The sequence below is a fragment of the Nonomuraea sp. NPDC049378 genome, from assembly GCF_055586745.1.
This window is the reverse complement of record NZ_JBVJHP010000002.1, coordinates 107324-129491: the sequence shown is the minus strand read 5'-3', so window position 1 is coordinate 129491 and position 22168 is coordinate 107324. Positions and strand designations below refer to the sequence as shown.

29 protein-coding genes and 1 tRNA gene are annotated in these 22168 nt (G+C 70.2%); 17 read left to right on the top strand and 13 right to left on the bottom strand.

Annotation, left to right across the window (positions count from 1 at the left end):
- Positions 1-1089 (bottom strand): FAD-dependent monooxygenase, encoded by a 1089-nt coding sequence (locus tag ACZ6SA_RS05415; RefSeq protein ID WP_465826748.1) that lies wholly within the window; start codon positions 1087-1089, stop codon positions 1-3.
- 109 nt (positions 1090-1198) lie between these two features.
- On the opposite strand from ACZ6SA_RS05415, the gene ACZ6SA_RS05410 reads away from it, so the two are divergent.
- Positions 1199-2149, top strand: a complete 951-nt coding sequence (locus ACZ6SA_RS05410) for a TetR/AcrR family transcriptional regulator C-terminal domain-containing protein (protein ID WP_465826746.1) — start codon at positions 1199-1201, stop codon at positions 2147-2149.
- A gap of 11 nt (positions 2150-2160) precedes the next feature.
- On the opposite strand, the gene ACZ6SA_RS05405 is transcribed toward ACZ6SA_RS05410, so the two are convergent.
- Positions 2161-2895, bottom strand: a complete 735-nt coding sequence (locus ACZ6SA_RS05405) for an alanyl-tRNA editing protein (RefSeq protein WP_465826745.1) — start codon at positions 2893-2895, stop codon at positions 2161-2163.
- 28 nt (positions 2896-2923) lie between these two features.
- Here ACZ6SA_RS05405 and ACZ6SA_RS05400 point away from each other — a divergent pair, with 28 nt between their 5' ends.
- On the top strand, positions 2924-3604 hold the full coding sequence (locus ACZ6SA_RS05400; RefSeq protein ID WP_347649701.1) for an SGNH/GDSL hydrolase family protein: 681 nt from the start codon (positions 2924-2926) through the stop codon (positions 3602-3604).
- Here the strand turns inward: ACZ6SA_RS05400 and ACZ6SA_RS05395 are convergent, their stop codons facing one another.
- The 6 genes from ACZ6SA_RS05395 to ACZ6SA_RS05370 form a co-directional block, all read right to left on the bottom strand.
- The gene (locus tag ACZ6SA_RS05395; RefSeq protein ID WP_465826744.1) at positions 3605-3973 is read right to left on the bottom strand and encodes a DUF2516 family protein; all 369 of its coding nucleotides are present in this window, start codon (positions 3971-3973) and stop codon (positions 3605-3607) included.
- Positions 3974-4095: 122 nt separating this feature from the next.
- Positions 4096-4545 (bottom strand): hypothetical protein, encoded by a 450-nt coding sequence (locus tag ACZ6SA_RS05390; protein WP_465826742.1) that lies wholly within the window; start codon positions 4543-4545, stop codon positions 4096-4098.
- Between the two features lie 3 nt (positions 4546-4548).
- Positions 4549-5040, bottom strand: coding sequence for a helix-turn-helix domain-containing protein (locus tag ACZ6SA_RS05385; RefSeq protein ID WP_347616917.1), 492 nt, complete (start codon positions 5038-5040; stop codon positions 4549-4551).
- 60 nt (positions 5041-5100) lie between these two features.
- Positions 5101-6006 carry a M56 family metallopeptidase gene (locus ACZ6SA_RS05380; protein WP_443154638.1) on the bottom strand — a complete coding sequence of 302 codons (906 nt, stop codon included), beginning with the start codon at positions 6004-6006 and terminating at the stop codon, positions 5101-5103.
- A complete protein-coding gene (locus tag ACZ6SA_RS05375) occupies positions 6003-6359 on the bottom strand; it encodes a BlaI/MecI/CopY family transcriptional regulator (protein ID WP_132337141.1) in 357 nt (118 codons plus the stop codon). Before ACZ6SA_RS05375 ends, ACZ6SA_RS05380 begins: the two co-directional genes overlap by 4 nt.
- 78 nt (positions 6360-6437) lie before the next feature.
- Positions 6438-6770, bottom strand: coding sequence for a YnfA family protein (locus ACZ6SA_RS05370; protein ID WP_347649696.1), 333 nt, complete (start codon positions 6768-6770; stop codon positions 6438-6440).
- 71 nt (positions 6771-6841) lie between these two features.
- Here ACZ6SA_RS05370 and ACZ6SA_RS05365 point away from each other — a divergent pair, with 71 nt between their 5' ends.
- Entirely contained in the window at positions 6842-7345 is a 504-nt protein-coding gene (locus tag ACZ6SA_RS05365; protein ID WP_443154639.1) for an O-acetyl-ADP-ribose deacetylase, read from the top strand.
- A gap of 4 nt (positions 7346-7349) precedes the next feature.
- Here the strand turns inward: ACZ6SA_RS05365 and ACZ6SA_RS05360 are convergent, their stop codons facing one another.
- Complete coding sequence (locus ACZ6SA_RS05360) at positions 7350-8156, bottom strand: class I SAM-dependent methyltransferase (protein ID WP_347649694.1); 807 nt, start codon at positions 8154-8156, stop codon at positions 7350-7352.
- 24 nt (positions 8157-8180) lie between these two features.
- Positions 8181-8924, bottom strand: a complete 744-nt coding sequence (locus tag ACZ6SA_RS05355; protein ID WP_347649693.1) for an SDR family NAD(P)-dependent oxidoreductase — start codon at positions 8922-8924, stop codon at positions 8181-8183.
- Between the two features lie 132 nt (positions 8925-9056).
- Between ACZ6SA_RS05355 and mshA the strand changes: the two genes are divergently transcribed.
- From mshA to ACZ6SA_RS05340, 3 genes are read left to right on the top strand one after another with little or no spacing between them, the layout of a single operon-like run.
- Positions 9057-10334 (top strand): D-inositol-3-phosphate glycosyltransferase, encoded by a 1278-nt coding sequence (gene mshA / locus ACZ6SA_RS05350; RefSeq protein ID WP_465826740.1) that lies wholly within the window; start codon positions 9057-9059, stop codon positions 10332-10334.
- 38 nt (positions 10335-10372) lie between these two features.
- The gene (locus tag ACZ6SA_RS05345) at positions 10373-10864 is read left to right on the top strand and encodes a type III secretion system chaperone family protein (protein WP_132516897.1); all 492 of its coding nucleotides are present in this window, start codon (positions 10373-10375) and stop codon (positions 10862-10864) included.
- A gap of 10 nt (positions 10865-10874) precedes the next feature.
- Positions 10875-11618: a phosphoglyceromutase gene (locus tag ACZ6SA_RS05340; RefSeq protein ID WP_347649691.1), complete on the top strand. Its 744-nt coding sequence runs from the start codon at positions 10875-10877 to the stop codon at positions 11616-11618.
- Between the two features lie 49 nt (positions 11619-11667).
- Here the strand turns inward: ACZ6SA_RS05340 and phoU are convergent, their stop codons facing one another.
- Positions 11668-12312: a phosphate signaling complex protein PhoU gene (gene phoU / locus ACZ6SA_RS05335; protein WP_347649690.1), complete on the bottom strand. Its 645-nt coding sequence runs from the start codon at positions 12310-12312 to the stop codon at positions 11668-11670.
- A gap of 133 nt (positions 12313-12445) precedes the next feature.
- Between phoU and ACZ6SA_RS05330 the strand changes: the two genes are divergently transcribed.
- Both ACZ6SA_RS05330 and ACZ6SA_RS05325 read left to right on the top strand, forming a co-directional pair.
- On the top strand, positions 12446-13618 hold the full coding sequence (locus ACZ6SA_RS05330; protein ID WP_347649784.1) for a sensor histidine kinase: 1173 nt from the start codon (positions 12446-12448) through the stop codon (positions 13616-13618).
- On the top strand, positions 13615-14307 hold the full coding sequence (locus ACZ6SA_RS05325) for a response regulator transcription factor (RefSeq protein ID WP_132516891.1): 693 nt from the start codon (positions 13615-13617) through the stop codon (positions 14305-14307). Before ACZ6SA_RS05330 ends, ACZ6SA_RS05325 begins: the two co-directional genes overlap by 4 nt.
- 51 nt (positions 14308-14358) lie before the next feature.
- Here ACZ6SA_RS05325 and ACZ6SA_RS05320 read toward each other — a convergent pair whose 3' ends face one another.
- Complete coding sequence (locus ACZ6SA_RS05320; protein ID WP_347649689.1) at positions 14359-14937, bottom strand: copper chaperone PCu(A)C; 579 nt, start codon at positions 14935-14937, stop codon at positions 14359-14361.
- 273 nt (positions 14938-15210) lie between these two features.
- Between ACZ6SA_RS05320 and ACZ6SA_RS05315 the strand changes: the two genes are divergently transcribed.
- From ACZ6SA_RS05315 to ACZ6SA_RS05300, 4 genes are all read left to right on the top strand, one after another.
- Positions 15211-15693, top strand: coding sequence for a CarD family transcriptional regulator (locus ACZ6SA_RS05315; RefSeq protein WP_020544658.1), 483 nt, complete (start codon positions 15211-15213; stop codon positions 15691-15693).
- Positions 15694-15710: 17 nt separating this feature from the next.
- A complete protein-coding gene (gene ispF, locus ACZ6SA_RS05310) occupies positions 15711-16172 on the top strand; it encodes a 2-C-methyl-D-erythritol 2,4-cyclodiphosphate synthase (RefSeq protein WP_132606794.1) in 462 nt (153 codons plus the stop codon).
- A 187-nt stretch (positions 16173-16359) separates the two neighbouring features.
- Positions 16360-16641, top strand: coding sequence for a GlsB/YeaQ/YmgE family stress response membrane protein (locus ACZ6SA_RS05305; RefSeq protein ID WP_347649688.1), 282 nt, complete (start codon positions 16360-16362; stop codon positions 16639-16641).
- 102 nt (positions 16642-16743) lie between these two features.
- Positions 16744-17013, top strand: coding sequence for a GlsB/YeaQ/YmgE family stress response membrane protein (locus tag ACZ6SA_RS05300; protein ID WP_347649687.1), 270 nt, complete (start codon positions 16744-16746; stop codon positions 17011-17013).
- Positions 17014-17101: 88 nt separating this feature from the next.
- Here the strand turns inward: ACZ6SA_RS05300 and ACZ6SA_RS05295 are convergent, their stop codons facing one another.
- Complete coding sequence (locus tag ACZ6SA_RS05295; protein ID WP_465826739.1) at positions 17102-18220, bottom strand: DUF2637 domain-containing protein; 1119 nt, start codon at positions 18218-18220, stop codon at positions 17102-17104.
- 53 nt (positions 18221-18273) lie between these two features.
- Here ACZ6SA_RS05295 and ACZ6SA_RS05290 point away from each other — a divergent pair, with 53 nt between their 5' ends.
- The 5 genes from ACZ6SA_RS05290 to ACZ6SA_RS05270 all read left to right on the top strand — a co-directional run bounded on the left by ACZ6SA_RS05290 (position 18274) and on the right by ACZ6SA_RS05270 (position 22052).
- Entirely contained in the window at positions 18274-18660 is a 387-nt protein-coding gene (locus tag ACZ6SA_RS05290; RefSeq protein ID WP_347649685.1) for a PPOX class F420-dependent oxidoreductase, read from the top strand.
- Between the two features lie 43 nt (positions 18661-18703).
- Positions 18704-20095, top strand: coding sequence for a cysteine--tRNA ligase (gene cysS / locus ACZ6SA_RS05285; protein ID WP_347649684.1), 1392 nt, complete (start codon positions 18704-18706; stop codon positions 20093-20095).
- Positions 20096-20169: 74 nt separating this feature from the next.
- A complete protein-coding gene (rlmB, locus tag ACZ6SA_RS05280; RefSeq protein ID WP_347649683.1) occupies positions 20170-21132 on the top strand; it encodes a 23S rRNA (guanosine(2251)-2'-O)-methyltransferase RlmB in 963 nt (320 codons plus the stop codon).
- Positions 21133-21152: 20 nt separating this feature from the next.
- A tRNA-Thr gene (locus tag ACZ6SA_RS05275) sits at positions 21153-21225 on the top strand.
- A 281-nt stretch (positions 21226-21506) separates the two neighbouring features.
- Positions 21507-22052: a GNAT family N-acetyltransferase gene (locus ACZ6SA_RS05270; protein WP_465826737.1), complete on the top strand. Its 546-nt coding sequence runs from the start codon at positions 21507-21509 to the stop codon at positions 22050-22052.
- The last annotated feature ends 116 nt before the right edge of the window (positions 22053-22168 follow it).

Sequence of the window (22168 nt, the reverse complement as noted above, 5' to 3'; positions counted from 1 at the left end):
TTAGTCCAGCGTGATGCTGGTAGCCGCCCGCTGAACGCTCTCCGGCGCGGCGCCCTGGCCGGGGTTCTCCGTGGCGAGTTCCTGATTCCGGGCGACGAACGGGCGCATGCGCTCCTCGTACCGGTCGCAGGCCGTCTCAGGGTTGCCGGCGAGCTCCTGAGCCAGCACGTACGCCCCCACGACGGCCAGGCTCGTGCCCTGCCCCGACATCGGCGAGGGGCAGTAGCCGGCGTCGCCCACGAGCGCGACCCGCCCCGCCGACCAGCGCTCCATCTTCACCTGGGCCATCGCGTCGAAATAGAAGTCGTCGGCCTTCCACATGGCCTCCAGCAGCCGTGGCCCCTCCCAGCGCATGGCCGAGCAGCGCTCCTGGACGAGCTGCTTCTGCCGCTCGGTGTCCCGGTGGTCGTAGGCGATCGGGCCGGCGGAGAAGCCCAGGCCGACCCGCATGACGGCGGGGTCGTGGTCGTTGAAGAGCGCGGCTCCCATGCCGTCCTCGTTGTGCCAGGTCTGCCAGTGGTCGAGGCCGAGGAAGTTGTCGGCGGTGAAGAAGGAGATGTACGTGCCGAGGTGGTGGACGAACCGCGACTCCTCGCCGAAGACCAGGCGCCTGACGTTGGAGTGCAGGCCGTCCGCACCGAACACGTGGTCGTAGCGCCCTTGCTCGCCGCTCTCGAACGTCACGTCCACGCCCCGGGCGTCCTGGGCGAGGGCGACGATCGAGTCGCCGTAACGGTAGCCGGCGTCGGTGGCGCCGAGGAGGACCTCGTTCAGGTCGTCGCGCGTGATCTCGACGTCCGGGCTGTCGAAGCTGCCGCCGCTGAGCGTGCCCTCGGTGCTGCGCATGATCTCGTTGCCGTCGCCGTCGACCATGGACATGCCGCGCATGGTCGTCCTCCGGGCTCTGACCTGGTCGAGGAGGCCCATTCTCGCGATCACCGTGATGGCCGCGCCCCTGATGTCGACCGCCTGTCCGCCCTTGCGGGGGGCGGGCGCCCGCTCGACGACCGTCACGTCGCAGCCGTATCGCCGCAGCCAGTGGGCGAGGACGGGCCCGCCGATGCTCGCGCCGGAAACCAGAACCTTCATGCCAGTGCTCCCTTGTGCTGTTGACGACGTACGCGATGTGAATGTACGCAGTACATACAGCTGTTCACAAGGCTATGCTGGGAAGATCTGTACTAGGACAGGAGATCCGATGACCACTCCTCCCCACGCGCGCATCGCGGCCGACATCCAGCAGCGCGTGGCCGACGGCACGCTGCGTCCGGGAGAGCGGGTGCCGTCCACCAGGCAGCTCGCCAGGGACTGGGGGGTGGCGCTGGCGACCGCTTCGAAGGCGCTCGCCCTGCTGGCCAGGGAAGGGGTGGTGGTCGCGGAGCCGCGCGTCGGCACGGTCGTGGCGGAGCCGCGCGGGCGTGCGAGGGCGGAGCCGCGCGATGGGCGGCCCTCCGGACGTTCAGGACGGGCGGAGCGGCCCGCGCCGCCAGGACATGACGTGACCCGCGAGCGCATCGTGCGTGTGGCCATCGAGATCGCCGACGCCGAAGGGCTGTCCGAGCTCACCATGCGCGCCGTCGCGGGCCGTCTTGGCATGGCCACGATGTCGCTCTACCGGCACGTGAGCGGCAAGGACGACCTGCTCACACTCATGATCGACGCGGCGGTCGGGGAGTTCCCGCTGCCCGAGGAGGCCCCGGACGGCTGGCGGGCCCGCCTGGAGACGTCCGCGCGCCTGCAGTGGGCGGCCTTCCGCAAACACCCGTGGATGGCCAGGACCTCCCCCCTCACCCGGCCGCTGCCCTCGCCCGCCCTGCTCAGCCACACCGAATGGGCACTGGCGGAGCTGGGCGACAGCCTCGACGCCACGAGCAGGATGTACGTGGTCGTCCTGATGCACAGCTACGTCCAGGGCATCGCGGCCAACCTCGACATGGAACTGCAGGCACGGGCCGACACCGGGATGACCGACGCCGAATGGATGAGCGGGCAGGAGGCCCGCGTGCTGGCGATCGCCGAGTCCGGCCGCTATCCCGCTTTTCTCGGCACGCTGGCCGAGATGGGCGGCGACTTCGACCTGAAGCTCGACCGGCTCTTCGAGTTCGGGCTGGCCCGGCTGCTCGACGGCCTCGCCGTGGAGATCGGCTGAGTGGAGATCGGCTAGCTGGAGATCTGGATGCGCAGGCGGCGGAAGCCGCGGCCCTTGCTCTCGATCTTGGCGACCTTGATGTGACCGATCTGCTTGGTGGAGGCCACGTGGGTGCCGCCGTCGGCCTGGGTGTCGAGGCCGACGATGTCGACGACCCGCACGTCCTGCACGGTCTCGGGCACCAGGTTGGTGGCCGTGCGGATGATGTCGGGGATGGCGAACGCCTCGGCGCGGGGCAGCACGCGCACGTCGATGCGCCGGTCGGCGACGATCTCGGCGTTGCAGGCGTCCTCGACGGCTTCCTTGAACCCCGGAGGCACCTCGGGCAGGTTGAAGTCCATCCGGGCGGTCAGCTCGTCCATGTTGCCGCCGGTGACGAGGCAGCCGTAGTCACGGAACACCACCCCGCACAACACGTGCAGCCCCGAGTGGGTGCGCATGAGGGCAGAGCGGCGCTCGTCGGCCACCGCCGCCCTGACCACCGTGCCGGCCGGCGGCACGGGGTCGCCCTCCGCCGGGATCAGGTGGAGGTCGCCGCCCTTGCGCACCCCGACGATGCGGGTCTCCACCCCTTGCCAGAGCAGAACGCCGTGATCCGCCGGCTGGCCGCCGCCACCCGGATAGAATGCCGACCTGCTCAGCACGATCCCCTCAGGCGACGACTCCAGCACCACGGCTTCGAAGTCGCGAAGATCCTGGTCTGACAGTTCGAGTCGTTGCGTCCGCCCGTGGAGGTCGTGGGTCATATCGGCAGCCTAGCCCTCAGAGGTGGTCATGCGCGGCCTGACGCATCGTTCCCGAGCCGTACGGGTCGTCGCGCTGGCGGGCCTCGGCACGGCGTTCCTGAGCGGGTGCAACGCCGGCGCGGAGGCCACCCCGCCGCTCGTGCCCGCCACGCCCGTCGTGCGGCCGGCCACGCCGGTCGTGATGTTCGTGGGTGACAGCTTCACCGTGGGGTCGGGTCCGGTGCCGCGATGGAAGACGTACGCGGCGGAGACCGCGCGCCTGCTGGGCTGGCAGCCGGTCATCGCGGGCGCGGGCGGCACGGGCTATCTCAGCAAGGGGCGGGTGGGGCGCTCGTTCCAGCGTTCGTTCGAGGTGGAGCTGTCGTGGCGGCCGGCCCCTGACGTGCTGGTCATCTCGGGCGGCCACAACGACCGGCGCTGGGGGCCGGCGCGCGTGGGGCGGGCCGCCGAGCGGCTGCTCGACGCCGTGCGCGGGCACTGGCCTGACACCAGGATCGTCATGGTCGGCCCCATCTGGCTGGACGTCCCGCCCGCGAAGGCGTACGCCGTGCGCGACGCCCTGGCGGAGGTGGCCAGGCGCGAGGATGTGGCCTTCCTCGACCCGATGGCCGCGCGCTGGCCGCCGGAGGCGGTGCTGCCCGACGGTGTGCATCCCACGGCCGCCGGGCACGAGCGCATCGCCGCCTGGCTGGCGGCCCAGCTGGCCTGACTACCAGGGGCCGTAGGGGCCGTTGCCGCCGCGCCCGCCGCCCATGCCCTTGACGGCCGGCTTCACGTCGACGATGTAGACGGTGGCCGCGATCACGGCCGCGATCGAGAAGATGCCGATGCCGATGCCGAGGAACTGCCTGTCACCGACGATCATGAAGGTGGTGAAGTAGCCCCACGCGCCTCCCGCGGAGAACAGCGTCGCCAGCACGAGGATCAGCAGCCAGAGGTTCTTCTTCAGTTTGCCCGCAGAGAGAAACGCGTTCGTCGGGACGCGCAGCGCGTGCACGAGCGCGTAGACCGACATGCCGAAGATGGCAGCGGCGAGCACCAGGAAGAGGAGGTTGAACACACCGTTGATCAGATTCATATTCGTTGGCTCCGCCTATACGCCGCGAGGAAATCGGCTTCAGCCTAATAGGCGCCCCCGGCGCGCGGGCACCCAGAAAGAGGAAAGGCCCGCCTCTCCATGGAGGCGGGCCTTTCGCTGGGTCAGGCCTTGGCCTTGGTGGTGCGGGTCTTCCTGGCCGGCCGGACGGGCTCGGCGACGGCCGGCTCGGCGGCCTCCGACACCTCTTCGAGCTCGAGTGCGGCCTCGCCGGACGCCTTGCTGACGACCTTGCGGCCACGCGTGGCGAAGTCGTCGTAGACCTCGGTGGCCTTGTGCGTCAGCTGGTCGGCGTAGCCGCGGGCCTTCTCGGGCAGCTCTCTGGCCAGGCCCTCGGCCCTGTCGGCGACCTCGCGGGCCCTGACGGGAAGCTCCTGGGTGAACGCGCGGGCCTTGACCGGGAGGTCCTGGGTGAACTCGGAGCGGCGCGACTGCAGCTTCTGCAGCTGCTCGGGCAGCTCGCGCAGCTTCTCGACGGCGTAGTCGCCGACACCCGCGACAGCGTAGAACGGCTTGGACTCGGTCAGCTTCTTGACCTCGGTGGCGAGCGTCATGGGTTAACCTTCCTTGGTTTCCTGGGTGACGTTGCCGTTGCCGGAGGGCGCCGCGTAGGGCTCAAGAGCGGCGAGAAACTCCTCGGGCAGCGGATCGTCGTCCGTTTCGGCGTCGCGCCGGGGGTGAGCATTCTGGGAGGTCTGCTCGTCCCCGGCGGGCGCCTCCTTGCGGAACGACTCGTAGATATCGATCAGCACTTGGCGTTGCCGTTCGGTGAGAAGCGGGTCGGCCCTGATCGCGGTGATCACATCGCTCGGCGGCTCGCGGTCCTCGATGAGGCCCGCCTGCACGTAGAGCGCCTGCGAGGAGATGCGCAGACCCTTGGCGATCTGGTTGAGAATCTCCGCGCTCGGCTTGCGCAACCCGCGCTCGATCTGGCTGAGATAGGGGTTGGAGACCCCCGCGGCCTCAGCCAGCTGGCGAAGCGAGATCTTCGCCTGCTGCCGCTGCTCGCGGATGTACTCGCCGATCGAGCCGACCTTGGGTAGTGCCATGCCTGCATTCTGCCTCGCGCTGCTTGCAATTGCAAACGCGGTGATTAACTCCAGCAAGCACTAGAGCTGGATGACCCACAGGAACGGCGTGGCGGTGAGCAAGCTCACAGAGAGCGCGATGAACCCGTAGCGGGCCGGCGCGGCCAGCTCGGGACCCGGCTTGATCAGGCGGTCGACCCTCGCCATGACGTGCTGGGCGTGCACGCCGAGCATGCCCTGGGGCGTCGGCATGGCTTCCGCCGTGCCGAACCGCAGCAGCGCCGTCGCCAGCCTGCGCGGCGAGCAGTAGCGGCGGGCCCGGTCGTCGGCGGCCATCTCGATGAGCAGCTCCACCTGCGACTGCGCGTCGGCCACCACCTTCGACCAGGGCAGCGCCCTGCGCAGCGCGGCGAACGGCAGCAGCACCAGGTCGTGCCGCTCGCGTACGTGCGCCGACTCGTGGGCCAGCACGGCCGCCAGCTCGCCCTCCGACAGCAGCTTGAGCGCGCCCTCGCTGACCACGACCTGCGAACGCAGCCCCGGCACGCAGTAGGCGGCGGCGCTCGGATGGTCGAGCACCCGCACGCCGGGCACACCCGGGTCGTCGCGGGAGATCAGCGCCAGCAGCATGCGATGGCGCCGGCGGGCCCGCAGCGCCTGCACGCCCGCCGTGATGAGCACCACCACCAGCACGGTCAGCGCGGTGAGGCCCGCGATCAGGGCGAGCACGTGCAGCGCGTCCCACGCCTGCGGCGGCGTCTCGCCCCGCCCGAACGCGATCAGCCCCTGCAGCACTCCCGTGCCGTAGGGCTGGACGGCGTAGGCGAGCATGGCGCCGGTCGTCGCCAGCCCCCACGCCACGCCGAGCGACTGCCAGACGATGACGGCCAGCCGTGGAGCCCGTGAGGTCCAGCGGGCCGTGGTGAAACGCCAGGAGCCGACCGCGCACGCCATGGCGAGCGCCGCCAGCACCGCTGCCGTGATCACTCTTCCTCCAGCTCCGTGAGGACTCTGCGCAGGATCTCCGCCTCCGTGCCCGACACAGCCTGGGCGAAACGGGTCAGGGCGGCCGATCGGTCACCCGTCATGTCCAATGCCTCCAGCATAAGCTCAGCGATGTACGCGTCGCGGCTTTCCGCCGGCTGATATCTCCACGCGCGGCCGTCACGGGTGCGCTCGAGGAAGCCCTTGCGGGTGAGCCGGTCGAGCACCGTCATCACCGTCGTGGGGGCGAGATCGCGGTCGGCGATGAGCCTGCCGACCTCGCGGGCGGTCAGCGCACTGCTCTGCGCCCAGAGGATGTCCATGATGCTGCGCTCAAGCTCGCCAAGACCCTTCACGCCCTTCAGACTAGCTCTACAACCTGTCGAGCTGGCATTCGGGGCCGCGCGATCCTCCTGCCTCCTGGCGACGGTACGTCAGCCGCGGGGGGCGTACATGATGACCGCCACGCCCAGCAGGCAGATCAGCACGCCGGCGACGTCCCAGCGGTCGGGCCTGAACCCGTCGACCACCATGCCCCAGCCCAGCGAGCCCGCCACGAACACCCCGCCGTAGGCGGCGAGGACCCTCCCGAAGTCCGCGTTCGGCTGCAGCGTGGCCACGAAGCCGTACAGGCCGAGCGCGACGATCCCGGCGCCGATCCAGACGGCGCCGCGCTGCTCGCGCACCCCCTGCCAGATCAGCCACGCGCCGCCGATCTCGGCGAGCGCGGCCAGCACGAACAGCAGCACGGACTTGACGAGGGTCATGCCCCACGAGGTTAGCCAGTCCGGCGGCCGCGGTTGGCGGCGGCCGCCCATCGCATGGCACCCTCGGAAGGGTGGAGATCACGCTGGTCCTCGGCGACATCACCGAGCAGGAGACCGACGCGGTGGTGAACGCCGCCAACTCCTCCCTCATGGGCGGCGGGGGCGTCGACGGCGCCATCCACCGGCGCGGCGGGCCGGAGATCCTGGACGAGTGCAGGCGGCTGCGCGCCTCCCGCTACGGCAAGGGCCTGCCGACCGGGCAGGCGGTCGCCACGACCGCGGGCCGGCTGCCCGCCCGGTGGGTGATCCACACGGTCGGGCCGGTCCACTCCCGGTCGCAGGACCGGTCCGGGCTGCTGGCCTCCTGCCACCGCGAGTCGCTGCGCGTGGCCGACTCGCTCGGGGCGCGCTCCGTGGCCTTCCCGGCGATCTCCACCGGCATCTACGGCTGGCCCGTCGACGACGCGGCGCGGATCGCCATGGAAGCCGTGCGGGAGGCCGAGACGTCCGTGGCGGATGTCCGGTTCGTGCTGTTCGACGACAGGGCCTACGCCGCGTTCGCGTCCCTGCTGTGAACCTCTAGCGGGGATCGACCGCCGACCACGGCAACGTCAGCTCGCCGAGCCGCCACCGTGCGGGCCCGCCGAGCGGCGGCCGCAGGGGCACCGGCCATGACCCGGCCAGGACGCGCACGGCGGCCAGCCACCGCTGCCGCCTCCCATGAGCCCCGTACGCGGCGCTCACCGCCCACGCGTGGTCGAAGTCCCGCAGGAACGCGTGGATCCGCTCACCCGGTACGTTGCGGTGGATGAGGGTCTTGGGCAGCCGGTCGGCCAGGTCGGACGGCTGCTCGAAGGCGTCGAACCGGGCGGAGAAGGTGATCGTCCCCGGCCCCTCCCTGGACACCCCGGCCCAGACCGCGCGCCGCCCGTTCTCCGACGACGTGCCCTCGACCAGGACGCCGCCCGGACCCAGCCCGTCGCGGAGCACGTCCCAGTAGCGCCAGGCCTCGGCCTCTTCGTACTGTCTGAGCACGTTGAACGCCCGCACCAGCGTCGGCGGGCGCGACACGGGCAGCTCGAAGCCGCCCAGCCGGAACGTCAGCCCCTCCCGCTCGTACGGCTTCGCCACCGCCACCCGCGCCGGGTCGATCTCGACGCCCACCACCTCGACCCGCGGCGCCACCTGTCGTAACCGCCTGAACAGCTCCAGCGTCGTGGTGTGGGAGGCGCCGTAACCGAGGTCGACCACCAGCGGCCGGCTCGCGGCCCGCAGCAGCCCGCCGTGCACGGCCGCGACCCAGCGGTCGGAGCGCCGCAGCCGGTTGTGCCCGGTCGTTCCCCTCGTGATCGCCCCGACCGGCCTGCGGGCGGGGGACCTGCCCATCAGCCGGCCGCCGCGCGGACGGCCTCAGCCACCGACGCGGTGGATCCTGTGCTGCGCCGCCTGGGCGCGGGGGCGGATGACCATGCGGTCGACGTTCACGTGGGCGGGGCGCGTCACGGTCCAGGCGATCGCGTCGGCCACGTCGTCGGAGGTCAGCGGGTCGGGCACGCCTTCGTACACGCGGGCCGCGGCCGCCTCGTCGCCGCGGAACCTGGTGACCGCGAACCCCTCGCTGCGCACCATGCCCGGCGCGATCTCGACGATCCGCACCGGCTGCCCGACCAGTTCGAGGCGGAGCGTCTCGACCATCGACGTCTGCGCGTGCTTGGCCGCGCAGTAGCCGCCCCCGCCTTCGTACGACACCAGGCCCGCCGTCGAGGTGAGCATGACCAGCACGCCGTCCCCCGACTCGATCAGCCGGGGCAGCAGCGCCTGGGTCATGCGCAGGGAACCGAGCACGTTCGTGTCGTACATCCGCTGCCAGTCGTCCAGCCGGGCACCGGACACCGGTTCGAGGCCGAGCGCGCCGCCGGCGTTGTTGACCAGCACGTCGCAGCGGTCGAGCGCGCCCGCCAGCGCGTCGACCGACTCCTGGGAGGTCACGTCGAGCGTCACCGGCGTGATCGAGGGGACCTCGGCGGCCAGCTTGTCCAGGCGGTCGCGGCGCCTCGCGCCCGCCACCACGTCGTAGCCCTCGCCGGCGAGCCGGCGGGCGGTCGCCTCCCCGATCCCGCTGCTGGCGCCCGTCACCACGGCTGTTCTGCGCATGCCCCTCATCCTGCCAGTCCCGCTGGTCCGCGTCGGCGGGCAGGTCTGCCGGAGTTGTACCCCGACTGTGACTAAGTGTCGGGAATGTCGCAAAAATCTGGTGGGTTGTCATTTGTTCGGAGGTGGTGTCGAGTGAGGCGACGACGGGTCCACCGGGTCGCGACCATCAGCATGCACACGTCGCCGCTGGACCAGCCCGGCACGGGCGACGCCGGCGGGATGAACGTGTACATCGTTGAATCCGCCAAACGGCTGGCCCAGGCCGGTGTTGAGGTGGAGATCTTCACCCGCGCCACCGCCCGCGACCTGCCGCCCGTGGCCGAGCTCGCCCCCGGCGTCCTCGTACGGCACCTCACCGCGGGCCCGTACGAGGAGATGGACAGGAGCGACCTGCCCGGCCAGCTCTGCGCGTTCCTGTCGGAGGTCCTGCGCACCGAGGCCATGTACGACCCCGGCCGCTACGACGTCATCCACTCCCACTACTGGCTGTCCGGCCAGGTCGGCTGGCTGGCCAAGGAACGCTGGGGCGTGCCCCTCGTGCACACCATGCACACCATGGCCAAGGTCAAGAACCTGCTGCTCGCCCAGGGCGACAAGCCGGAACCCCAGGCCAGGGTGGTGGGCGAGGAACAGGTCGTGGAGATCGCCGACCGCCTGGTGGCCAACACCGCCGACGAGGCGCGCGAGCTCATGGACCTGTACGGCGCCGCCGAGCAGCGCGTCGCCGTCGTGAACCCCGGCGTCAACCTCGCCGTCTTCCGCCCCGCCTCGCAGGGCGCCGCCCGCCGCCGGCTGGGGCTGCCGCAGGACGCGCACGTGCTGCTGTTCGTCGGCAGGATCCAGCCGCTCAAGGCGCCCGACGTCCTGCTGCGCGCGGCCTCCAGGATGCTCATCGACGACCCGTCGCTGCGTGACCGGCTGGTGGTCGCCTGCGTGGGCGGCCCGTCCGGCAACGGCCTGGCCCGTCCGTCGGTCCTCGCCGAGCTGGCGGCCGAGCTGGGCATCGCCGACGTCGTACGCCTGGTGCCGCCGGTCGCGCAGGAGGAGCTGGCCGACTGGTACCGGGCCGCGTCCGTGACGGTGGTGCCCTCCTACAGCGAGTCGTTCGGCCTCGTCGCCCTGGAGTCCCAGGCCTGCGGCACCCCCGTGGCCGCCGCCGCCGTGGGAGGGCTGCGTACCGCCGTGCGCCACGACGTCTCCGGCGTGCTCGTGAACGGCCATGACCCGGCCGTCTGGGCGGGAGCGCTGCGCCGCTTCGTCACCGCGCCGCGCCGCCGCGACGAGCTCTCGCGGGGCGCCCGCGCCCACGCCGCCGCCTTCGGCTGGCAGGCCACCGCCGCACGGCTCATGGAGGTGTACGCGGCCGCCGTGGCGAATCTGCACAAGACGCCCGTGGCCGTGAACCTCTAGCACCCGTACATTGTTCTGGCCCGCCTATGCTGGGCTGCATGCGCGATGTCGTCGAAGCCGCGCTCAAGGCCGCGGACGTCACCTACGACGAGCCGCGACCAGGGGCGTTCCTGGTCAGACTGCCCGGGCAGCACAAGCTCGCCACCATGACCTGGCTGATCGTCGGGGAGACGGTCCTGCACGTCGAGGCGTTCTTCTGCCGCAGGCCCGACGAGAACCACGCCGAGTTCTACCGCTGGCTGCTCGGCAAGAACGGCACGATGTACGGCGTGCACTTCTCCCTCGACCCCGTCGGCGACGTCCACCTCGTCGGCCGCGTCCCCCTGGCCGCCGTCGACGAGGACGAGATCGACCGGCTGCTGGGCTGCGTGCTGACCTACGCGGACGACTGGTTCGACCGGGCGCTCGAGCTGGGCTTCGCCTCGTCGATCCGGCGCGAGTGGGAGTGGCGGGCCAAGCGCGGCGAGTCGCTGGCCAACCTGCAGGCCTTCGCCCGCTTCGCCGACCCGGCCAGGTCGGAGCGCCCCTAGGATTGGGCGTATGGCGACTTTGGTGCTGCTACGGCACGGCGAGAGCGACTGGAACGCGAAGGGCCTGTTCACCGGCTGGGTGGACGTGAGCCTGTCGGCCAAGGGCGAAGACGAGGCACGCCGGGGCGGCAAGCTCCTCCAGGAAGCCGGGCTCCGCCCGGACGTCGTCCACACCAGCCTGCTGACCAGGGCCATCCAGACGGCCCAGCTGGCGCTGGGGGCGGCCGACCTGCTCTGGCTCCCGGTCAAGCGCAGCTGGCGGCTGAACGAACGCCACTACGGCGCCCTGCAGGGCAAGAACAAGGCGCAGACCAGGGAGGAGTTCGGCGAGGAGCAGTTCATGCTCTGGCGCCGCTCCTACGACACCCCCCCGCCGCCGATCGCCGACGACGACGAGTTCTCCCAGGCCGGCGACCCGCGCTACGCCCTGCTCCCCTCGGAGCTCATGCCCCGCACCGAGTGCCTGAAGGACGTCGTCGAGCGCATGCTCCCCTACTGGTACGACGAGATCGTCCCCGACCTCGCCGCCGGCCGCACGGTCCTGGTGGCGGCCCACGGCAACTCCCTGCGGGCCCTGGTCAAGCATCTCGACGGCGTCAGCGACGAGGAGATCGCCGGCCTCAACATCCCGACGGGCATCCCGCTGGTCTACGACCTCGACGCCGACTACAACCCGGCGGTGCGGGGCGGCCGCTACCTCGACCCCGAGGCGGCCAAGGCGGCCATCGAAGCCGTCGCCAACCAGGGCCGCTGACCTCTCCCGGCCGAGGGCGGCGGCGCTCCTGCGACGCCGCCCGGGGCGGCTAACCCGGGCGCGACCCCGTAACGAGATAGACGACATCCCCGGCCACGCGGACGGCGTGGTCCGCGTAGCGCTCGTAATAGCGCCCGATCAGCGTGATGTCGATCGCCGGCTCGACCCCGTGCGGCCAGTCCTTGGCCAGGATGTTCCTGAACAACCGCCGGTGCAGCCGGTCCATCGCGTCGTCGTCCTGCTCCAGCTCCAGCGCCGACTCCACGTCCCTGGACGCCACGCAGCTGCCGGCCTTGGTGACGAGGTTCTCCGCGATCTGCCCCATCTCCACGATCGTCGAGCGGGTCTCCGCGGGGATCGCCGAGTCGGGGTGGCGCAGGCGGGCGACCTTGGCGACGTGGACGGCGAGGTCGCCCATCCGCTCCAGGTCGGTGCCCATGCGCAGCGCCGTGATGACCATCCGCAGGTCCATCGCGACCGGCTGCTGCCTGGCCATCAGCTCGAAGATCGACGCCTCGATGTCGGCGAACGTCGCGTTCACTTCCTCGTCGCGGGAGATCACGCTCTCGGCGAGTGCGAGGTCGGCGTCGAGCAGCGCCGTGGTGGCGCGGGAGATGGCCGAGCGGACGAGCCTGGTCATCTCGACCAGCTTGTCGGTCAGCGAATCAAGTTCTTCGTGGTACGCGTCGCGCATGCCGTCACCGTACGGGGCCGACGATGAACGAACTCCAACGCTCAGATGAACTTTCCAGGAAAGGCATGTTCATCCCCTGATGAGGGGGTCTGTCCTGCAGAAAAGGCGACCTACCATCGGAGACATGAGTGAGATGGCCATGAGCTTCGCGGCCCTGGCCGGGTTCGTCGTGGGCGCCCTGGCGGTCCTGTTCTACCGCAACCAGATCGAGGCCCCGAGCCGCACGGCCGCGAACGACGGCGTGGAGACGGGTGCGGCGCTGCCGCAGGGGGTGGCCTCCGTGCTCGCCGTCCTGCCGTCCTCCGCCGTGGTGCTCGACGCGCACGACCGCGTGCTGCGCGCCAGCTCGGCGGCGCGGGCGTTCGGGCTGGTCAAGGGCGAGCGGCTGATGGCCGCCGAGCTGCTCGCGCTGGCCAGGCAGGTCCGCCGCGACGGCGAGATCCGCGAGAGCGAGATCGACGTCGCGGGGCACAAGTTCGGCCAGGAGACCACGAGCTTCGCCGTCCGCGTGGCGCCGCTCGGCTCCCACGGCCAGGTGCTGGTGCTGGCCGAGGACCAGACGGAGCGGCGCAGGGTGGAGGCCGTGCGCCGCGACTTCGTCGCCAACGTCAGCCACGAGCTGAAGACCCCGGTGGGAGCGCTGAGCCTGCTCGCCGAGACCATCCAGGACGCGGCCGAAGACCCCGAGGCGGTCACCCGCTTCGCCGGGCGCATGCAGCTGGAGGCCGCCCGGCTCAACTACCTCGTCCAGGACCTGATCACGCTCAGCCGGATCCAGGGCGCCGAACCCATCCCCACCCCCGGCCAGGTCTCGATCGACGAGGCCGTCAACGACGCCGTCGACCACTGCAACACCAGGGCCGCGGCCAAGGACATCGCGCTCGTCACCGGCGGCACCTCGGGCCTGCGCATCTGGGGCGACGACGACCTGCTCGTCACCGCACTGCGCAACCTGATCGACAACGCCGTCGGCTACAGTCCCGAGCACACGAGGGTCGTCGTCAGCGTGCGGCCCGCGGGCGACTCCGTCGAGATCAGCGTGAGCGACCAGGGCATCGGCATCCCGGAGGAGGCCCTGGAGCGCATCTTCGAGCGGTTCTTCCGCGTCGACGCGGCCAGATCGCGCGCGACCGGCGGCACCGGCCTCGGCCTCGCCATCGTCAAACACGTCGCCGCCGCGCACGCGGGCGAGGTGACCGTCTGGAGCAAGGAAGGGTCCGGCTCCACCTTCACGCTCCGCCTGCCCGCCTTCGGCGGCACGGCGGTGGCAGTACCACCCTCGATTCCCCTGGAGGCCGCCAAATGACTCGAGTGCTTGTCGTGGAGGACGAGGAGTCCTTCTCCGACGCCCTGTCCTACATGCTCCGCAAGGAGGGCTTCGAGGTGTCGGTCGCGGCGACCGGGCCCGAGGCGCTCGACACCTTCGACCGCAACGGCGCCGACCTGGTGCTGCTCGACCTGATGCTGCCCGGCCTGCCCGGCACGGAGGTGTGCCGCTCGCTCCGCCAGCGCTCCAAGGTGCCGGTGATCATGCTGACCGCCAAGGACAGCGAGATCGACAAGGTCGTCGGCCTCGAACTGGGCGCCGACGACTACGTCACCAAGCCGTTCTCCTCCCGCGAGCTCGTGGCCCGCATCCGCGCGGTCCTGCGCCGCCAGGGAGACGTCATCGAGGAGCTGGAGACGGCCGTGCTGGCCGTCGGACCCGTACGCATGGACGTCGACCGCCACGTCGTCGCCGTGCGCGGTGAGCAGGTGCAGCTGCCGCTGAAGGAGTTCGAGCTGCTGGAGGTGCTGCTGCGCAACGCGGGGCGCGTCCTGACCAGGGGCCAGCTCATCGACCGGGTCTGGGGCGCCGACTACGTGGGCGACACCAAGACCCTCGACGTCCACGTCAAGCGCCTGCGCGCCAAGATCGAATCCGACCCGTCCAACCCGCGCTGCATCCTGACCGTGCGCGGCCTTGGCTACAAGTTCGACGCCGTCGAAAGCTGAAAACCCCTGTTCCGGTACGTCTCGCGTACCGGAACAGGGGTTTTCGCGTGTCTAGTGCCCCTCCTCCGCGGTCGCGGAGGGCGTCGGGGTGGGCGTGGGCGCGGGGGTGGCGTTGGGAGCCGGCGGGTAGTCCTGGAACTCGCGGCTGCGCGTGACCACAGGCACGTTCATGGACACGACGCCGGCCTTGGCGAACTGGAGGTCCAGCTTGATGCTCTCGCCGCCTCTGAGGCTCTTGGGGATCGACTCGAGCATGATCTGCGGGGTGGGCTTGCCGGTGTTGACGAGTTGGCCGACGGGAAGCTGGATCGGGGCCGTGACCTTGGCCTCGCCCATGCCCCCTGCGGAGACCTTCTCCAGGGTGTCAGGTGCGTCCGACTTGTTGAGGATGTTGAGGTAGACGGGGGCGGAGCCGCGCCAGGCGAGCTGCGCCCCGGGGTCGGGGCCGAGGATGAACGCCTGCGGGATGTGAATGCCGCGCATGCCGTATGCACCCTTTTCGATCAACACTTGCGCCTCGTTGGGGGCGTACGGCTGGTTGGTGGTGGCGTCGAATCCTGCCCCGCAGCCCGCGAGCACGGGGGCTGCCAAGAACGCGGCGGCTACGACAATCCAGCGACTGCTGGTCACGGGCGGGTTCTCCTTGGTCTTGCGCATGCGTGTGTGAGGCTCACCCGCATGTCTCGCGCATGCGCATGAGCCGCGCCCACCTTATCGACCTGAATGCATGGTCATATCCGCACCCCCGCAGGTCATTCGCTATGTCCGCAAATGAGATTCATACAGTTGAGCACTTGTCAAGCCCCAATATGCGGCTTTGACCTGCAGTTATGAGGATTTCACTGTTCCGGGAGGCTGTGGATGCGTGGTACCCTGGAGTACAGCGGAAGGGGTACTTGTCACATGACTTTCCAGGTCGGCGACACTGTCGTCTACCCCCACCATGGGGCTGCTCGGATCGAAGCAATCACGACGCGATCCATCAAGGGTGAGGAAAAGACCTACCTGGTGCTCAAGGTCGACAAGGGCGACCTTACCGTCCAGGTGCCAGCAGAAAACGCAGAACTCGTCGGCGTGCGCGATGTTGTCGGCCAGGAAGGCCTTGAGCGAGTTTTCGACGTCCTTCGGATGCCGCACACCGAAGAGCCGACCAACTGGTCTCGTCGCTACAAGGCCAATCTCGAGAAGCTCGCCTCCGGCGATGTGAACAAGGTCGCCGAGGTGGTTCGGGACCTGTGGCGGAGAGACCGCGAGCGCGGGCTGTCCGCGGGCGAGAAGCGCATGCTCGCCAAGGCGCGCCAGATCCTGGTCAGCGAGTTGGCCCTGGCCGAGAAGACCAATGAGGACAAGGCTGAGGCCCTTCTCGACGAGGTTCTCAACTCCTGATTACGAATCTTCCACGGGTGGGCGTCGGAGTCGACGTCCACCCGTTCGCTTCCGGGCGCGAGCTCAACCTCGCCGGCCTGCACTGGCCGGGCGAGACCGGGCTCGACGGCCACTCCGACGGTGACGCCGCCGCACACGCGGCCTGCGACGCGCTGCTGTCCGCCGCCGGTCTCGGCGATCTGGGCCGGCTGTTCGGCACGTCCGACCCGCGATGGGCCGGAGCGTCGGGCGCCGCGCTGCTCGAGGAGACCGCGCGGCAGGTGCGCGCCGCCGGCTACGAGATCGGCAACGTCGCCATCCAGGTGATCGGCAACCGGCCGAAGCTCGCGCCGCGCCGCGCCGAGGCCGAGAAGGCGCTCGGCGCCGCGGTCGGCGCGCCGGTGAGCGTGAGCGCCACCACCACTGACGGGCTTGGGCTGACCGGCCGCGGCGAGGGCATCGCCGCGTTCGCCACCGCGCTGGTGGTCAACCTTTCCTGAACGCCGGGCGTCTTACGCAGGGACGCGTGAGGGTGTCCCGGCGGGTCGTCGCCAAGCCCGCCGAAGTCCGAAGGCGGCGGTTCGTCACTGGCGCGGTACGGACCGCCGCCTTCCTTTTTTGGGTAGTTTGCCTGTTCAACGGGTAGGTCTGTCCGGAGACATGTGAACGTCTCGGGGGGAGCTACACATGATCGGCGCGATAGTTTCGGCAGTAGTCATCGGCGCCATAATCGGGGCGCTCGGCAGGCTGCTGGTGCCCGGCAAGCAGAAGATGTCCATCGGCCTGACTCTCATCGTCGGCATCGTGGCCGCCCTGATCGGCACGCTGATCGCGCAGGCGTTCGGCTGGGCCGACACGAAGGGCATCGACTGGATCGAGCACATCCTCCAGCTCGTGCTGGCGGTCGTGGGCGTGCTCCTCGTGACGCGCATGGGGATCGGGCGCTCCGGCCGTACCGGAAGAACCTAGGCCTGACCTGCTCGTTCGTCATATCTGCGCATAATCGCGGTAGATCGGGTAGCGAGCACCCCGTGGGAGTGAACCGATCACCCTCACGGGGAGGTTTGTGTCATGACAATCCAGTCCATCCTCGGCGCCATCCTGATCGGTGCCGTGATTGGCGCAATCGGCCGCCTGCTGCTTCCCGGCAGGCAGGCCATCGGCTGGATCCTCACCATCGTCGTCGGCATCGTGGCGGCTCTCCTGGGCACGCTGCTCGCGCAGGTGCTCGGCGTGGAGACGACATCTGGCATCGACTGGATCGAACTGGTGATGCAGGTCGTGCTCGCGGTCGTCGGCGTCGGCCTCGTCGCGGGGCTGCGCCGCGGCTCGAAGGTCTAGGCTCGCGGCGCTGCGCCGCGGCTCGAAGATTCCAGGCGGATTCGGGTAGGCCCGCCCGGGAAGGCTCCCGGGCGGGCCTTTCCTGGTGTCAGTCCTCCGGCGGGCGCGGGGTGCTGCGCAGCCGCTCCGAGGGCGCCGGGGTCTCGTCGTGGACCACGGGGTGCGGGGCGGTGTCCTCGTCCTCCCGCCCGGCCTCGTGGCGGTCGGCGGCCTCGGGACCATGGGCGGGGTCGGGCCCGTCGTCGGCGACGACGGGATGCGGCTGCGTGTCGGCGTCCTTGTCGTCGTCGGAGCGCGGGTGGACGAGGACGTCCCCCGGCTTGACCCGATCGCCCCACCGCACGGGCCGAGTCGGCGGCTCAGGCTCCCGCACGGGCTCCTGTTCCGGCTCCCGCCGGGGCTCCGGCTCCGGGCTGGGCTCCGACTGCCGGCTGGGCTCTGGATCCGGCTGGCCGTCCGGCTCGGACTGTGGTTGCGGCTGCGGATCTAAGTCCACGGGGCGGAGCTCGGGCGCTCTTCTCTCTTCCTCCTCCTGCACGGGCCACTCGGACACCTGCGCCGAGACCGGCGAAGGGGCGGGCTCATCATGCGAAGCCGTCCTCGGGGCGGGCTCGGCGCGCGTCTCGGGGGCCGGCGCGGGCTCGGAGAGAGACGGCCTCTCGGGGGCGGCCGTGGGACCCGCGACCGGCGACGGCGCGGTCGTCTCCGTGTCCGGCGACAGTCGGCCGAACGGCACGATGTCCTGCTCCGCGGCAGGCTCGGTGTCGGCGCCGCCCGCTGATTCGCGGCGGGCGTGCACGTGCTTGATCAGCAGCAGCCAGAGCCACAGGGCCAGCGCCAGCATGACCCAGGGCGCGAGGGCCACGCCGATGGCCGTCTGCCGCACGTCGAACCCGAACCGCACCGCCGTCGCCACGTTCACCGCCGCGGCCGCCACGATGAGCAGGACCAGCACGAACGCCGCCTGCACGCGTACGAGCAGCTTGGCGGAGCGCAGCAGCAGCACGCTGATCAGCGCGACCGCCAGGAGCGCGTCGAAGGCCGCGGGATAGAGGTAGGCGAGGTCGGTGGCGGCCTCGCCGGTGACGGCCAGCGCGCGCAGGTCGTCGAAGGAGAGCGCGCACGCGGCACCCGTGAGGGCGGCGACGGCGAGTCCGGCAAGGGCGATGCCCAGGCGGCGGAGCGCAGAAGGGGGAGTCACGTCCATGGCGGTTGTGAGCCTACAGAAGAATGGAGGGCCAGACCGATCTAGGAGGACACATGGCCGTGCTGTCAGAAGATGCCCGCAAGCTCCTGGAAGCGCCGAATTTCGCCACTATCACCTCTGTCAATCCGGACGGCGGCCCTCATTCGAGCGTGGTCTGGATCCGTACGGACGGCGACGACGTGATCTTCTCGACCGTGAAGGGGCGCGTGAAGCCGCGCAACTTCGAGCGCGACCCGAGGGCGAGCCTGCTGGTCATCGATCCGGACGACCCCTACCGCTACGTCGAGGTGCGCGGGCGGGTGTCCATGACGTCCGACCCGGAGGGCGCGCTCATCGAGGAGCTGTCGCAGAAGTACCGGGGGCAGCCCTGGGAGGACAAACCGGGCACCGAGCGACTCATCGTGAGGATCTCTCCGGACAAGGTCACGTTGCGCGGCTGATTTAACGGTCAGGAGGCGGCTCTGAGGCGTTAGCCTTTCATTTGTGAGCCTGCACATCTACGACACCAGCACACGCGCCATCCGCGAATTCGTTCCGGTCGAAGCCGGTCGGGCGTCGATTTACCTGTGTGGGGCTACCGTGCAGGCTCCTCCGCATATCGGGCATATCCGCTCGGGCGTGAACTTCGACGTGCTCCGCCGCTGGCTTGCCCGTTCCGGATATGACGTGACGTTCTGCCGCAACGTCACCGACATCGACGACAAGATCATCAGGGTGTCGGCCGAGGAGGGCGTGCCCTGGTTCGTCGTGGCCGAGCGCAACCAGCGCGCCTTCACCTGGGCGTACGACACCCTGGGCTGCCTCCCGCCGACCGTCGAGCCCCGCGCCACCGGGCACGTCCCCGAGATGATCACGCTCATGCAGCGGCTGATCGAGCGCGGCCACGCCTACGCCTCCGAGGGCGACGTCTACTTCGACGTGCAGTCCTATGCCGACCGCTACGGCTCCCTCTCCAACCAGAAGGTGGAGAACATGCGGCCCGCGGCCGACACCGACGACGAGTCCTGCAAGCGCGATCCCCGCGACTTCGCCCTGTGGAAGGGCGAGAAGCCCGGCGAGCCGACCTGGCCGACCCCATGGGGGCCGGGCCGGCCCGGCTGGCACCTTGAGTGCTCGGCCATGGCGACGAAATACCTCGGGCCGGCGTTCGACATCCACGGGGGCGGGATCGACCTGATCTTCCCGCACCACGAGAACGAGATCGCCCAGTCGCAGGCGGCGGGTGACGGGTTCGCCCGCTACTGGATGCACAACGGCATGCTCAAGATCGGCGCGGAGAAGATGAGCAAGTCGCTCGGCAACTCCCTGCTGATCCCCGAGATGGTGCAGAAGGTGCGGCCCGTGGAGCTGCGCTACTACCTGGCGGCCCCGCACTACCGATCCTCGATCGACTACTCCGAGGAGGCGCTGCAGGAGGCCGCCGCGGCCTACCAGCGCATCGAGGGCTTCGTCACGCGCGCCGCCGAGGTCATCCACGACGTCGACGCCCACGCGCCGCTGCCGCAGGCGTTCGCCGACGCGCTCGACGACGACCTGGGCACCCCGCAGGCGCTCGCGGTCGTGCACGAGGTGGTGCGCGAGGGCAACGTGGCGCTGTCGCGGGGCGACAAGGAAGCCGTGGCCCGGCTGCTCGCCGAGACCCAGAACATGCTCGACGTGCTCGGCCTCGACCCGCGCTCGCCGCAGTGGCGAGACACCGGGTCCGACCTGTCGCCGGTGGTCGACGCGCTCGTGGCGGTGGCGCTGGAGCAGCGCCGTGCGGCGCGGGAGCGTAAGGACTACGCGGCCGCCGACGCGATCAGAGACCAGCTGAGCGCCGCCGGCATCACGGTGGAGGACACCCCGCACGGGCCGCGCTGGGAGCTGAGCCGCTAGAGGGGGCGGGCGCCCTGGTTGCCCGCCTCTTCACGGTGAACGAGTTGCCCCGCTCCCCGAGTACCCTTGATGCCATGGCAGCAGGCGGCAGGGGCTCGGGCAGGCCCGCGAAGAAGAAGGGCCCGTCCAAAGGCACCGGAGGGCAGGGCCGCCGGTCGCTAGAGGGCAGGGGCGCGACCCCACCCGCGGAGATGCGGCACTGGTACAAAGACAAGGCCCGTGCCGAGCGCGTCGCCCGCGAAGAGCGCGGCGGCAGCCGCCGCGCCGCTCCCACCAGGTCCAGGCGTTCGGAAGACGCACCCGAATACATCGGCGGGCGCAATCCGGTGCTCGAAGCCCTGCAGGCCGACGTGCCCGCCAACGCCCTCTACGTGGCCCAGCGCATCGACAACGACGACCGCGTACGCGACTCCATCAAGATCGCGGCAGAGCGCGGCATCGCCCTGCTCGAAGTCACCCGCGACAAGCTCGACCGCCTGACGGAAGGCGCCGTCCACCAGGGCATCGCGCTCCAGATCCCCGCCTACGACTACGCGCACCCGTCAGAGCTGGTGGACCTCGCCCACGACGCCGGCGACCCCCCGCTGATCGTCGCCCTCGACTCGGTCACCGACCCGCGCAACCTCGGCGCCATCGCCCGCTCCGCCACCGCCTTCGGCGCCCACGGCCTGCTCATCCCTTCACGCCGTTCGGCCGGCGTCACGGGAGGCGCCTGGAAGACGTCCGCGGGAACACTCGCCACCCTGCGCGTCGCCCGTGCCGCCAACCTGACGGCCGCCCTGCGCGACTACCGCGACGCGGGCCTGTTCGTGGTCGGCCTCGACGGGGCCGGCGAGACCGACATCGGCGAGGCCCAACTGCTGACCGAGCCGCTCGTGGTGGTCGTGGGCTCCGAGGGCAAGGGGCTCTCACGGCTGGTGCGCGAGCAGTGCGACGTGGTGACCCGCATCCCGATGCACGCATCTGCCGAGTCACTCAACGCGGGGGTGGCGGCTGGCGTGGCACTGTACGAAGTCGCTCGTCACAGGCGTCGCTAGCGTCTACACTGATAGGCCGCGCCGACGTAGCTCAATCGGCAGAGCATCTGTCTTGTAAACAGAAGGTCAGGGGTTCGATTCCCCTCGTCGGCTCTGCAGCAGGAAGCCCCTGAATTGGCGTTATGCCGTCAGGGGCTTTCTGTTTGTCCGGACAATGTGAGATCTTGCTAACATCCTCGCACCGCCGGGTCAATCGGCCCGTATCTGGTTGGCGTCCTCGTGCGGGCATGATTGCGACGAACAGATCGTGAACACGACAAGAGCCAACGTGAGTCCGATAGACGGATCGGCAAGGCGAACGCAGTTGATCAGCTCTACGTCCGTCTCTTGCAGTCGCTTTCTGACCTTGGCCAGCACCGGGCTAAATTGGTCGGATGGGGACCTATGAGGATCTACCGGCGGAGCTGGTGACCGAGCGGCTGCGGTTGCGGCGGTGGGTGCCGTCGGATGCCGAGGAGTACCGCGGGTTATGGCTTGAGCGGGATGCGCGAGTGCCGCCGGCGCGGCGGATCGATGCCGAGGGACGCCCGACGGTCGAGGACATCCGCGGCTGGCTCCGCAACAATCCGCTGGCGGCGGATCCGGGGCTCGGGTTGCTGCCGATCGAGCTGCGAGACACCGGTGAGTTCATTGGCTACTGCGGATTGACCGTCGGTCAGGGATCTCTCGACGAACCTGAGATCGCGTACGAGCTGGCACAACGAGCTCACGGTCATGGTTACGCGACAGAAGCCGCCCGTGCGGTCATGGAAGCCGCGGCTCGAACAGGACGTCGCCGGCTCTGGGCGACCGTGTGGGAGTGGAACGTACCCTCGTTCCGCGTCCTCGAGAAGCTCGGGTTCCACCGAAGCGACCGCATCACCGAGGACGCCGAACGCGGCAACACGATCTGGATGACGCGCGTACTCGGCTCGGAGTAGGGGGGCCTGCACGGACGCGGCTACCGTCCCGATGAGGAAAGGAAGACTGTGCGACGCCGATCGGCAGGACGCCACCGACGCGTCTCGTACTCTGGCGGCCGGTCGAGTAGTTCGCC

What these genes read in the sequence shown, in the direction of transcription:
- ACZ6SA_RS05325 (WP_132516891.1), top strand. Translation starts at nt 13,615, where the DNA reads ATGACTCGAGTGCTTGTCGTGGAGGACGAGGAGTCCTTCTCCGACGCC.
- ACZ6SA_RS05345 (WP_132516897.1), top strand. Translation starts at nt 10,373, where the DNA reads ATGCGCGATGTCGTCGAAGCCGCGCTCAAGGCCGCGGACGTCACCTAC.
- ACZ6SA_RS05390 (WP_465826742.1), bottom strand. Translation starts at nt 4,545, where the DNA reads ATGACGCTCGCCACCGAGGTCAAGAAGCTGACCGAGTCCAAGCCGTTC.
- ACZ6SA_RS05385 (WP_347616917.1), bottom strand. Translation starts at nt 5,040, where the DNA reads ATGGCACTACCCAAGGTCGGCTCGATCGGCGAGTACATCCGCGAGCAG.
- phoU (WP_347649690.1), bottom strand. Translation starts at nt 12,312, where the DNA reads ATGCGCGACGCGTACCACGAAGAACTTGATTCGCTGACCGACAAGCTG.
- ACZ6SA_RS05340 (WP_347649691.1), top strand. Translation starts at nt 10,875, where the DNA reads ATGGCGACTTTGGTGCTGCTACGGCACGGCGAGAGCGACTGGAACGCG.
- ACZ6SA_RS05360 (WP_347649694.1), bottom strand. Translation starts at nt 8,156, where the DNA reads ATGGGCAGGTCCCCCGCCCGCAGGCCGGTCGGGGCGATCACGAGGGGA.
- ACZ6SA_RS05370 (WP_347649696.1), bottom strand. Translation starts at nt 6,770, where the DNA reads ATGACCCTCGTCAAGTCCGTGCTGCTGTTCGTGCTGGCCGCGCTCGCC.
- ACZ6SA_RS05400 (WP_347649701.1), top strand. Translation starts at nt 2,924, where the DNA reads ATGCGCGGCCTGACGCATCGTTCCCGAGCCGTACGGGTCGTCGCGCTG.
- ACZ6SA_RS05315 (WP_020544658.1), top strand. Translation starts at nt 15,211, where the DNA reads ATGACTTTCCAGGTCGGCGACACTGTCGTCTACCCCCACCATGGGGCT.
- ACZ6SA_RS05410 (WP_465826746.1), top strand. Translation starts at nt 1,199, where the DNA reads ATGACCACTCCTCCCCACGCGCGCATCGCGGCCGACATCCAGCAGCGC.
- ACZ6SA_RS05295 (WP_465826739.1), bottom strand. Translation starts at nt 18,220, where the DNA reads ATGGACGTGACTCCCCCTTCTGCGCTCCGCCGCCTGGGCATCGCCCTT.
- rlmB (WP_347649683.1), top strand. Translation starts at nt 20,170, where the DNA reads ATGGCAGCAGGCGGCAGGGGCTCGGGCAGGCCCGCGAAGAAGAAGGGC.
- ACZ6SA_RS05405 (WP_465826745.1), bottom strand. Translation starts at nt 2,895, where the DNA reads ATGACCCACGACCTCCACGGGCGGACGCAACGACTCGAACTGTCAGAC.
- ACZ6SA_RS05290 (WP_347649685.1), top strand. Translation starts at nt 18,274, where the DNA reads ATGGCCGTGCTGTCAGAAGATGCCCGCAAGCTCCTGGAAGCGCCGAAT.
- ACZ6SA_RS05355 (WP_347649693.1), bottom strand. Translation starts at nt 8,924, where the DNA reads ATGCGCAGAACAGCCGTGGTGACGGGCGCCAGCAGCGGGATCGGGGAG.
- ACZ6SA_RS05395 (WP_465826744.1), bottom strand. Translation starts at nt 3,973, where the DNA reads ATGAATCTGATCAACGGTGTGTTCAACCTCCTCTTCCTGGTGCTCGCC.
- ACZ6SA_RS05305 (WP_347649688.1), top strand. Translation starts at nt 16,360, where the DNA reads ATGATCGGCGCGATAGTTTCGGCAGTAGTCATCGGCGCCATAATCGGG.
- ACZ6SA_RS05415 (WP_465826748.1), bottom strand. Translation starts at nt 1,089, where the DNA reads ATGAAGGTTCTGGTTTCCGGCGCGAGCATCGGCGGGCCCGTCCTCGCC.
- ACZ6SA_RS05270 (WP_465826737.1), top strand. Translation starts at nt 21,507, where the DNA reads ATGGGGACCTATGAGGATCTACCGGCGGAGCTGGTGACCGAGCGGCTG.
- ACZ6SA_RS05330 (WP_347649784.1), top strand. Translation starts at nt 12,446, where the DNA reads ATGGCCATGAGCTTCGCGGCCCTGGCCGGGTTCGTCGTGGGCGCCCTG.
- ACZ6SA_RS05300 (WP_347649687.1), top strand. Translation starts at nt 16,744, where the DNA reads ATGACAATCCAGTCCATCCTCGGCGCCATCCTGATCGGTGCCGTGATT.